Origin of the sequence: Myxococcus sp. AB025B, assembly GCF_006518215.1 — a bacterium.
GTDB lineage: Bacteria > Myxococcota > Myxococcia > Myxococcales > Myxococcaceae > Myxococcus > Myxococcus fulvus.
This window is the reverse complement of record NZ_SRLW01000114.1, coordinates 17,954-28,814: the sequence shown is the minus strand read 5'-3', so window position 1 is coordinate 28,814 and position 10,861 is coordinate 17,954. Positions and strand designations below refer to the sequence as shown.

At 70.3% G+C, this 10,861-nt stretch carries 5 protein-coding genes; 1 reads left to right on the top strand and 4 read right to left on the bottom strand.

Annotation, left to right across the window (positions count from 1 at the left end; translation table 11 throughout):
- Window positions 1-489 (top strand): sensor histidine kinase KdpD (locus FL311_RS20210; protein WP_141327209.1); only part of this gene is annotated, 489 nt, incomplete at its 5' end.
- 45 nt (window positions 490-534) lie between these two features.
- Here the strand turns inward: FL311_RS20210 and FL311_RS20205 are convergent.
- From FL311_RS20205 to FL311_RS20190, 4 genes are all read right to left on the bottom strand, one after another.
- Window positions 535-2,121, bottom strand: a complete 1,587-nt coding sequence (locus FL311_RS20205) for an ABC transporter substrate-binding protein (RefSeq protein ID WP_228556977.1) — start codon at window positions 2,119-2,121, stop codon at window positions 535-537.
- A 4-nt stretch (window positions 2,122-2,125) separates the two neighbouring features.
- Window positions 2,126-3,244: an SCO family protein gene (locus tag FL311_RS20200; protein ID WP_141327207.1), complete on the bottom strand. Its 1,119-nt coding sequence runs from the start codon at window positions 3,242-3,244 to the stop codon at window positions 2,126-2,128.
- Window positions 3,241-5,226, bottom strand: a complete 1,986-nt coding sequence (locus FL311_RS20195) for a hypothetical protein (RefSeq protein ID WP_228556976.1) — start codon at window positions 5,224-5,226, stop codon at window positions 3,241-3,243. The genes FL311_RS20200 and FL311_RS20195 overlap by 4 nt, the downstream gene beginning before the upstream one ends.
- A gap of 84 nt (window positions 5,227-5,310) precedes the next feature.
- A complete protein-coding gene (locus FL311_RS20190) occupies window positions 5,311-10,593 on the bottom strand; it encodes a copper oxidase (RefSeq protein WP_228556975.1) in 5,283 nt (1,760 codons plus the stop codon).
- Window positions 10,594-10,861: the final 268 nt, after the last annotated feature.

The following is a 10,861-nucleotide window of genomic DNA, read 5'->3' as shown; positions in this document are numbered from 1 at the left end:
GCGTGGGACCGGAAACAGGGAGACCTGTCGCGGCTCGTCGCGCAGGCGGTGGAGGGGGCGCGCGCGGAAGCCGAGCGACGCGGGTTGCTGATTCGCGCGGAGGTGTCGGCGCCAGCCGAGGCCCTCTTCGACGCGGGGAGCCTGCGGCAGGCGGTGGACAATGTCTTGTCGAACGCGATGAAGTTCTCGCCCGCGGGCAGTGAGATTCAAGTGCGGCTCGTTCGCGAGGGGGAGCGTTATCAAGTCCGGGTCGCGGATGCCGGGCCGGGGATTCCGCTGGCGGAGCACCAGGCCGTGTTCGAGCCATTCCACCGGTTGGCTGGAACGGCGCACACGCCGGGCACCGGACTGGGGCTGTCCATCGTCCGCGAGGTGGCGGAGCAACATGGTGGCCGGGCCTATGTCGCTCCGGAGCCGCGTCGTTTCGGAACCGAGGTGGTCATCGAGCTGCCGAGGGACGCGTCGGAGGAGCGGGTCCGCGCGCGCTGAGCCGCGGCGGCGTCAGAGGCAGCGGATGCGACCGGTGGGGCGTCGTCACGGCGACAAGGGGAGCCACTCCGACGCGGGCACGAGTCGACCCGTGCCCGATTCCAGCGCGGCGAGCTGTCCTCCCTGCACCCCCACGCGGCGGTTGACGCCGAAGGTGAGCGGCGGCGAGACGCCTGTATCGAAATCCCGCAGGGATTCGAGCTGGAGCATCAAGCTCGCGCGGGTGACCTCCGCGCCCGTGCGCGTGAGTGCCTCCACGAGCACTCGCGCCGCCGCGTAGGCTCCGAGCTGGAAGGCGGCGTGGCCTTGCTCGAGGCCATGACGCGCCATGAACTCGGAGAAGGCCTCCAGCCTGGGCGCGCGCTCACCCAGGCCCACGGGCGAGAGGAACCGGAGCTGCAACGAGGTCGCCCCGACGACCTCCGGCCGCGCGAGGCGGGCTGGCGCCAGCACCAGGACCGACGGGGCTCGAGCCTCCAACCATCGGAGCAGTGGAGCGAGCTCCTCGGGTGCTCCCGCATAGAGCACCGCGACGGGGGGCCTCGCTGGCCATTCGTCCGGGAGTCCTCGAGGCAGGACGAGCTCCGTGATGGACGGCAGCGCCCGGCGCGTCATCTCGTCCTTCACGGCGCGGGTCCACTCCGCGCCCACGTCATCTCCCGAGTGCGCCACGACGAGTGAAGCACGCCGCAAACGAGGCTCCTGGCTGTTCGCGAGCCACTGCACCGCGAGCCGCGCCAGCGAGGGCTCATCCGGGTAGAGGAAGAACACGGGGCTGTCCACGTCGGAGGTTCCGCCACGCAAGGCCAGCGGCAACACGAGCGGAACCCCCTCCCGCGTGAGCCTCGCATCAGAGGCTCGAGGTCCTCGACGCAGGCTTCCCACCAGCGCGAGCACGCCACGCTCCAGGAGGCGCTCCGTGGCATCCGCCTGCAGCGAGGGGACCTGTGCCGCGTCATCCTCCACCACCAGCTCCAGACGCCTGCGGAACAGGCCGCCCCGCGCGTTCACGTCGTCGAACACCGCGCGCAGGACCGCGGCGGCCTCCCGACCCGCGGGCCCCAGGCTCCCCGTGAGCGGCAGCGCCGCGCCCACCGTGAGCGTCGTGGGGCTCACTCCCGGGTCGGGGCGTTCACCCAGCTCACCCAGGTACGCCAGCAGCTCCCGGCGAGAGAGGTCGTCCAGCTCGTAACGAGGCATCGCCACGCTCAGCGTCCGGCCGCTCGCGGAGCGGCCCTCGGTGATGGCGCGCAGCAGCGTGTCGCGCGTGTAGGCCGGCCGCGACCTGTCCTCCAGTTCGCCCACGGCGCGGGGGCGTGAGTGGAAGAGCGCGCCCGGCGTGATGTCGGGCACCTCCACGCCGCCCTCGGCGCTCCCGCGTCCCGCGGGGCCGTGGCATCGCGCGCATGCGGCCACCTCGCCGCCGAGCTCCACGCGCTCGGGCGCGAGCAAGCCCACCAGCGGCATGCCACGCACACTCTGCCCTCGCTGGAACAGCATGCGTCCACGCCGGGCATGCTCGGGATCCTCGGGCGTCGAGGCCGACTTGCAACCGAACCACACCGAAGCGAGCACCATCAGGAGGACGTGGTGCTGGCGCGCATTCACGGACAGGCCTCCGAGACCGCGCATGGGACTACCTCGGCGCATTCAGGTTCTCGACGGCGTGGACGATGTTCTCCACCTGCGCCATCGCCGGGGATTTCACCCACACGCCCGTGGCCGCGTCTCCGATGAGCAGCGTGGTGTTGTGTGCATCCGGGTCATCCACGTAGCCACCCAGCTTCTTCAGCACGAGCGTGATGTTCTCTCGCGCCCCCGTGAGGAAGTACCAACCGGGCTTCACCCCGAGCTTCTTCGTGAAGGCCCCCAGGCTCTTCGGTGTGTCGTTCGCCGGGTCCACCGAGAGGGTGATCATCGTGATGTCCCGCCCGACGCGCTCACCGAGCCGCTGTTGGACCTGGGTCAGGTGCTTCGTGATGGGCGAGCACGCGCCCTTGCAGGACGTGAAGGCGAAGTTGATGAGCACCTTCCTGCCTCGCACCAGGTCCTCGTAGAAGCGGTGCGTGCGGCCGTCCTGGTCCACCAGTTCCGTGTTCGTGAAGTACTTCGCCGCAGCCTCGTCCTGCGCGCGCGCATCGTCCTGGGGCGCGGCACCGCGCAGCTCGGACGGCCCCGCCGAAGCGGCCTGCACCTCACGAATCGCGGCGAGCAACGCGCTCGGAGCGCCCAGCCCATCCACCCGTGTCCACGTGTTGGAGACTGCATTGCCCACCAGCACGGTGGGACGGTGGGCCTCCCTGTCCGGCACATAGCCCCCCAATGCGACCAGCGCCTGCTTCACCTTCGCGGGGTCTCCCGTGAGGAAGGACCAACCCGGACGAGGCTGGAAGGGCGCCGCGAAGCGCGCGAGGCGCTCGGGCGTGTCGTTGGCCACGTCCAAGGTGATCGAGATGAAGCGCACCGGACTGTCCGGCCCCAGCTCCTTCTGGACGCGCGCGACGGTGGCCGTCATCGGCGAGCAGATGGTCTTGCAGCGCGTGAAGATGAAGTTGATCGCCACCGCGTGGCCACGGACCAGGTCCGACCACAGCTTCACCGGGCGGCCCGTCTGGTCCACCAGCTCCACGTCGGGAACCTCGATGCGCAACGAGGCGGAGTCCCTGGGCGGCGTGGGCACCGCCACGTCCTCGGCCCCGGCGAGGGCGCTCCACAGGGTGAGCAGCACGAACAGCGAGCGCATGGACACAGTCATCGTGCGACCTCGGAGAGGGAAGCGCGCGTCGGAGCCGAAGCCTCGACGACGCCGAAGGTGAAGTGCGGCAGGCGACCCAGGTCGATGTTCCGGCTCTCCACGCCCACCACCAGCTTGTACTGGCCCGGAGAGGGCGGGGCGAAGTCCACCTCGAGGTCTCCGTCGTCGGTGAGGCGAGGCTCGGTGCGCCACTGCCACGTCCCGGGCGTCTTGAACATCAACACCCGGACCTCCTCGGGCCCCACCGGACGCGGGTCCATGCCCGGCGTGGGCTCCAGTCGGAAGCGCAAGGGCGTGGAGGTCCCCGCGGTGAAGTGCCGGGCCGGGTCGAACCGCGGCGTGAGCTTCAGGGGGAGCTTCTTCGCGAGCGCCGCGTCCTCGGGCACGCCTCCCACCTTCCACGCCATGCAGACGATGGTGCGTGGATTGTCCAGCAGGAAGGCCACGTCGTAGGTGCCGTTCTCGCGCACCGTGGCGGTGGCCGTGTACGTCCCGGCCTCCACCTCGCGCAGGGAGCGGTCCAGCACCAGCACGGCCCGAGGCTCGCGGCCGTAGTTCAGGTGCGTCCCGCGCGGCGCCATCATGCCCTCCTGGTAGAGGAACAGCGCCCGGTCCGCCGCGCCCGCGACGATGACCCCATTGCCCTCCGGGAGCGCGGCGATGGGGTCGGAGCGTCCCAGCCCACGCGCATCCGCCGGCGCCAGCTGCCCCATGGTGACGTTCACCACGGACGGAGTGCTCGCGCCGCCCAGGGTGCTCAGGTCCACCAGCGACACGCGCCCGCTGGTGGTGTTGCGCACGTAGGCGAACGCATCGGTGAACACGACGGAGTCCGGCCCGGCGAAGCCGTGGAGCGAGTGCGCTACCTGGCTGGTCGCCGCGTCGATGATGTCCACGCTGCCCGCGTCCGGGTGGAGCAGGAAGGCCCAGCGCCCCGTGCGGTCGAGCCTCAGCGCCCCCAGCCCCGGCTTCACCGCGATGCGGCGGGACACTTCACGCCGCCCCGCGTCCAATACGAGCACTTCGCTGGTGCGCGGCTGCGCGACGAAGACCGCGCGAGCCACGGCGCTCCACGCGACGTCACCCGCGCCGACGCCCACGCTCACGGTGCCCAGCACCTCGCGGGACGCGACATCCACCGCCGTCAGCGCGTCCGCCTCCGTGCTGGTGAGCCACGCGGTGCGACCCTCGTCGGAGAAGGTCACCTCGTGGCGCCCCGCGCCCACCTCCAGCGCCGCCAGCTCCGTGTGCGCCGTGGTGTCGAGGATGCTCACCGTGCCGTCCCCGTCATTGCTCACCCAGGCCGTGCGGCCGTCGGGCGCCACCACGATGCGCCCGGGGCGCTGACCGACGCGAATCGTGCGCGTCGTGAGGAAGCGCCGCAGGTCCACCACGGACACGCTGTCGCCACTGGTCACCGTCGCGTACAGCGCGGAGCGGTCCTTCAGGAGCGCCCAGTCCGCCACCTCGCCGCCCAGGGAGACCAGGCTGTGCAGCTTGGTGCGCTCGAAGGCGAGCTGCGGGTTGATGACCGACACCGTCTGGTCATGGTTCAGCGTGAGGAACCAATAGGCGTTCAGGTCCACCTCCGCCTTCGTGGAGAGCAGTCCCCCCAGATAGGACTTCACGCGCTCCTTGCAGGCCGCGTCGTCCGGAGCCTCGGCGCCCGGGGCGCGAGGCGCCATCCAGCCCAGCACGCGCCGTCCCTGGAGGGGCGCGCCGGTCTTCGCGTCCGCGAGCATGAAGCGCGCGGTGCCCTGCAGCGCGGACCCGGCGGCGGCCTCGCGGGGGCGCGCCTTGAGCGCGAGGTCGAAGGACACGCGGACACCCTCGCGCTCCGCGAAGACCGGGGCCGCGGGCAGCGGAGGAGGTGGGTCTTCGAGAGGTGGCGACGCGTCCGGGCGCAGGGCGCCGTGCACGGTGGCGAGGGCGCCCGCGAACAGCACACCCGAGACGAGGAGGACGAGGCTCTTGCGCATCATGAGGAGGGTGCTTCGAGACGACGAGAGGACGGGGCGGCGCGGCGCAGACTCGCGCCACGCCGCCCGAGGGTTGCCACACGCGCGCTACTCCACCCGGAGCACGCCCCACAGACCGCCGCCGCTCCACAGGAAGCTGGAGTGGTCGCGGTACAGGTAGTCACCCGAGGACTGGGTGATGCCCCCGGCGCCGTACTCGGGAATCATCGTGTACGACTGCATCACCGACGCGCCGCCCTGCGTGGAGATGATGGGCGACGAGGCGTTGGGCCCCATCACCCGCGACTGGCTGCCCGCGCGCCAGGGGTTGCGGCGCCACTCCGCGCCGTGCACGGAGAGCGCGTGCTGACGCGAGTGTCCTGACGGGTGACCGAAGCGCCAGCGCAGCGGGTCTCCCGGCTTCGCCCGGAACAGCGGCGTGGCCGGGTCCTGGTGCACGCTGGAGGCGAGGATGTGGTGCAGGTCGAAGTCGTTGATGGCCTCGGGGCTCGTCTGCGGCGGCACGCCCAGCCGAGCCCACAGCGGCTCGGTGCGGTAGTTGAACGCCTTCTGCCCGGTGTCCTGCGAGTCGTCGATGCCCGCGGTGTTGCGCAGCGCGGTGCCGCTCTCCAGCCCGTCCGTGTCCCAGAAGGTGGAGTCGTCGCTGTGCAGGCCCAGGTCATCCTGGAGGAGGGCGACCAGCTCGCGGAACGTCTCCTGCGTGCCGTCCGGCAGGGTGTGCGAGACATAGGCCTGGGCCTCGGTGCCCGGGTCCGTCATCCAGTACGCGTTCGTCGGCTCGATGATGAGCGCGCCGATGGCGCCGTGCATGCCGTGGTTCACCACGTCCGCCATGTTGCGCAGGTTGACGATGCCCAGCTCCATGGGCGTGCGGCGCCCCCAGGGGAACGGAATCCCGAAGGGCGAGCTCTTGAACTCGCCCGCGAACCACCGGTACGTGCGCACCCCGCCGGGCGGCACCGTCTGCACCGCGTTGAGGCCCACGTTGGCGCCGTCATCCACGTTCACGTCGTAGTTGACGAGCTGCGGATGCAGCGACACGTGGTTCGACATCCGCACCTGGTTCACGTTGAAGTAGGGCGTGATGGCGGCGTGGTGCGCCCAGGTGTTCAGCTTCGTCAGCGGGCTCGACGGCAACCGGTTGGTCAGCACCACCTGGACGCACTCGCCCGCGCGGGCGCGGAGGATGAGCGGCTCGGGCTTGCGACTGCCGTTCTTCAGCGCGGGCAGGTGGGCGTCCTGCGCGAAGATGATGGCGTCCGGGTCGTAGATCTTGTGCGCGTCGTTGTAGACGAGCCGCTTGCCGTACAGCCACGTCTTCGCGTCGATGGCGGACACCCGGTACAGCCGCACCGGCGCACCCACGGGGCACGAGTCCGTCTTGACGGGCTTGATGCCGAACCAGCCCAGCTCCTCGTATTTGAGCACCAGGTCCTTGTCGACGCGCATCATCCCGTCGCGGTCCGCCATGACGTGCTCGACCAGGCGCGGCTTCACCGGTTTGCCCTCCTCGTCCACTTCGTAGGAGTCCTGGACGGAGTCGCGCTCCTTCTCCGGGTCCATCACCTCCAGGCCCGCCTCCTCGGGCAGGTCCAGCAGCTCCATGGGCGGATACGCCTGCGCCTGGGGCTCCGCGGCGCCTCGCGGGGTGAAGACCTGCAGCTTCGGGTTCTCGTCCGCCGCGAGCATCGCCACGTCCGCCAGCGAGCGCAGGCCGCGCTGCCGGTGCTTGTACGTGCGCAGGATGCCCCAGAGGCCGTTCCACAGGTCACCCGTGGACGCGCTCATGTACATGTAGTCCGCCGTCTCGTACGGACCGATGATCTGCGGCAGGCCTCCGGTCAGGTTGAACTCGAAGTGCTCGGAGATGCCGATGGCCTGCGCGTTGTAGTAGCCGCTGTCCGGGTCATACATCTCCTTGAGCCACTTGTTGCCGTGCAGCGTGAAGGAGTGCTGCTCCTCCTGGGCGCCCTGGATGAGGCGGATGCGGATGTTGTCGCCCGGGTAGCCCGCCATCACCGGCGTGTACGGGTCGCCGTGGATGTCCGAGCGGAACACGTTCGCCATGTCGCCCCGCGCGCCGAGCCGCTGCACGCGGCCGCTGCAGGAGGACCGGCTGCTGATGCGCAGGGGGATGGGCTCGTTGTGGTAGTTGATGGTCATCCCGCCCGGGTCCGCCGCGCTGATGGCCTCCGGCATGGGCACCGACTCGAAGTCCACGGCCCACGGCAGCTTCGTCTCCTTGTAGTTGGGCGGGTTCACCGGCTGCCCGCACTCGTCGTACAGCGGCACGTAGTCCGCGAAGGCCAGCCCGAACTCCCGGAAGCTGTCGGCGGGGTTGGCGGTGAGGACGTCCGCGCGCCAGCTCGTCGGTCCGCCGTCCGCCACGCGCGAGCCGAAGTAGACGCCCGTGCGAGGGTCCCTCCACTTGGAGCCCTCCGGCTCGACGATGAGCGCGCCGTAGAAGCCGTGCTGCTGATGGGACGACGGGCCGAAGTGGTCGTGCGTGAAGACCGTCTCCAGCGGGTGCTTGCGGCCGGTGTTGCTGGGCAGCGGGTCCGCCCACCAGCGCTGCACGGTGGTCTGCGCGGTGCCCGGCGCGCGAGGGATGCGCGGGTGGGTGGCCGGCGCGCTCAAGTACACGCGCGGGCCCGACTCGCCCACGGTGCCGTCCGCCGCGAACGCGCCGCCCGCCGCGTTGGCCAGGTGGATGCGGTGCGCCACCGTGTCGGAGGACAGCGTGCCGTCCTCGTAGTTCCAGCCGTTGCCAGCGCCATCCGCCGCCATCACGTCGAACTTCACCAGGTGGATGTGCTGACCGATGATGTCCGTGGGCGTGTAGATCTGGAAGTCGTCCGGGTTGAGGTGCGCGGGGATGATGTTGGTGGCGTAGAAGTTGATGCACTCGCCGGACGCGGCCCGGAAGAAGAAGGGCTCTGGCGGGCGCTTGCCGTCCTGGGTGGCGGGCACGTCCTCGTTGAGCACCATCAGCCGCGCCTGCGGGTCATGCCACCCGGCGCGGTTCACCCGCTGCATGGCCACCTGGAGATACGTCGCGCGGTAGTTGCGCTGCGTCGTGCGCTCGGGGCACGGGTCCGCGAACGGCGCGCCGGCCACGGGCTTGCGGCCGTTGACCAGGAACCGCCCGGTGCCTCCCAGCGCGGTGTAGCCGGGGTAGTACCGCGCCAGCTCCGCGAAGGCGGGGTCCGCGTGGAGCGGCGCCATCGTGGGCGCCACGGCGCCGGCGCTGCTGGGGAACTCGCCCGCGTGGAACGCCATGGCGGCCTTCTCCGTGGGCGTGCCGTCGTGGGGCAGCAGCTTGATGTTGAGCGCGGTCGGGTCCACGTCGAAGCGCCCCGAGTTGCCGTAGGCCACCGGGCCCACCGCGTTGGTGACGATGTGCCGCGGCAGGCCGCCGTCGTACTCCAGGTCCAGCGGCGCCTGTGGCGCGCGTCGGCCCGGCAGGCCGGCGATGTAGAAGGGGAAGCCCGGGAACGCGGGCCGTGACATGGGGCCCGAGGGCGTGGTCACCGTCGTGGCGACGTACGTGGGCATGGGCGGCATGGCCCGCTGGGGGATGGGGATGACGGCGGGGTTGGGCGTGCCACCGGAGATCTCCGGGTCCGGCAGGCGGCGGTCCTTGGTGCCGGCCTCGAACACGTCGTGCACGCGCCACAGCGCCCACATGCCCTGCGCGAAGTGCGGGTAGAGGTGGCAGTGGTGGATGGAGTCGCCCGCGGTGAAGTTGCGGTTGCCCGAGCCCCCGAAGTTGATGTCGTAGGTGAAGGCGGAGCCGGGGCCCACCGTCTGCGAGTCCAGGTAGTTGGAGTCCTCGACGCCGGGGGAGTACTTCCACTGGTGCGCGTGCAGGTGGAAGACGTGCGTCTCCGCGGGGCCCGCGTGGATGTTGCGGATGCGCACCGGGTCGCCCAGGTAGCTGTGGTGCACGTTGGACGGGTCATCCGGGTAGAGCGCGCTCACGGCCTTGCCGCTGGCGTCCTTCTCCACGTTCATCGCCGGGTCGCCGTTGGCCCACGACTCGAGGAAGAACTCCTCGTACTCGCAGGTGACGCAGTCCTTGGTGGGGCCGATCTTCGCGCGGTTGGCGAGCAGCTCCGCGCCCAGGCCCGCCACGCCGTAGTTGACGCCGAAGCCGTCGCGGACGCTGTGGAAGGTGGGGTTCCACTCCAGCTCGTCGAACGCCTGCACCGCCTTGATCTCATCGTGGTAGATGGCGGTGAGCTCGCGGAAGTGGCCCTGGTCGATGGACGAGCGGGTGCCCATCACGGTCTTGGTGTAGCCGGTGATGATGGCCTCCAGGTCGCCGTGGCGGATCTTGTGGTTGGCGTCGAGGATGGCCAGGTGCGGGCGCCCGGTGTCGTCCAGCTTCGCGTAGTCGATGAGGGGCGTGCCGTCCGGGTTGAGGCCGGTGGTGACGGACTTGAGCACCGAAGCGCTCACCTTGGAGCGGTACCAGACGCTCCCGGAAGGCTCGACGTTGATGGCGCCGAAGAGGCCCTGCGCGGTGGAGCCGCCGTCGCCCTCGCCGCCGAACGAGGCGCCCATGCTGTGGAAGAAGAAGACGCCCTCGTGGTCGGCATACCAGTGGTAGTCCGTCTGTCCGCCGGAGGGGACCAGGCTGCTGGTGTTCCGGCCCACCCAGGCCCCGTCGGAGTCGATGCTCCAGTACTGCAGGCCCTGGATGTGGAGCGAGGCGTGGCGCGTAGCGGGGGAGTTGTCGCGGTGGTCGTTCTCCGCCTCCTGCTCCTGACCCCACCCGAACCACCGGCCCCCCACGGCCTTGTTCTGCACCAGGGACTCGACCGGGTCATAGGTGGGCGTCCACACCCATGTGGGCAGCACCTTGCGCAGGAAGGAGAGGGTGGTGGAGCCCCCCGCCTTGCTCACGCCGGGTTGGGATTCGTTCGCGCTCGGGATGGCGGCGCGCGTGGGCGCCAGCCAGTTGAAGAACTTCACGTGGAGGCAGTCCCCCACGTTCGCGCGCAAGGTGAGGGGACGAGGCCGCTTGCTCGTCTTGAGGCGCGTGTTGCCGGGCCCCAGGGGCTTGCTCGGGCTGATGGGCTCCACGTCCTCGAGCAGCGCGTAGATCATCCCCGTGGGGTTGAACGAGCCCAGCCGGTTGTACGTGTACACCTGGTCCAGCGCGACGACGTCCGCGTGGACCGTGCGCGCGCAGCGGGGCGCCGCGACCTTCTGGGGCGCGGGCTTCACCTGCCTCGTCTGCGCCTCCGCCATGGGCTGGGGCCCCGGCGCTCCGACGGCCGTGGCGGAAGGGGCGCCGTCGGGCTGGCAGGACAGGGTGAGGAAGGTGGTCGCCGCCAGGAGGAGCCGCCGTCGCCTGTGCTCCACCGGACCTCCGGGAGGTGCTCCACCCGGGTGTTGTCGTTTCTCGCTCGAAGACACACTTCCCCCAGTATCGGCCCCGTCGGGGCGATTCTCTGTTTAAGCCGTCAAGTGTGACGATTCTGTTTCTGAGAGACTTCTCACAAACCCAGACGGTGTCTGTGTCTGCGATGTCTCACTATGGGTGCTGGCCGCCGGAAGTAAACGCAGCGTGTAACCCCCCGGACTCGTGGCACTTCTCGGGCGCTCCAGGAGGTTGTCTGAGAAGTTTCAA

What these genes read in the sequence shown, in the direction of transcription:
- FL311_RS20205 (WP_228556977.1), bottom strand. Translation starts at nt 2,121, where the DNA reads ATGCGCGGTCTCGGAGGCCTGTCCGTGAATGCGCGCCAGCACCACGTC.
- FL311_RS20200 (WP_141327207.1), bottom strand. Translation starts at nt 3,244, where the DNA reads ATGACTGTGTCCATGCGCTCGCTGTTCGTGCTGCTCACCCTGTGGAGC.
- FL311_RS20195 (WP_228556976.1), bottom strand. Translation starts at nt 5,226, where the DNA reads ATGATGCGCAAGAGCCTCGTCCTCCTCGTCTCGGGTGTGCTGTTCGCG.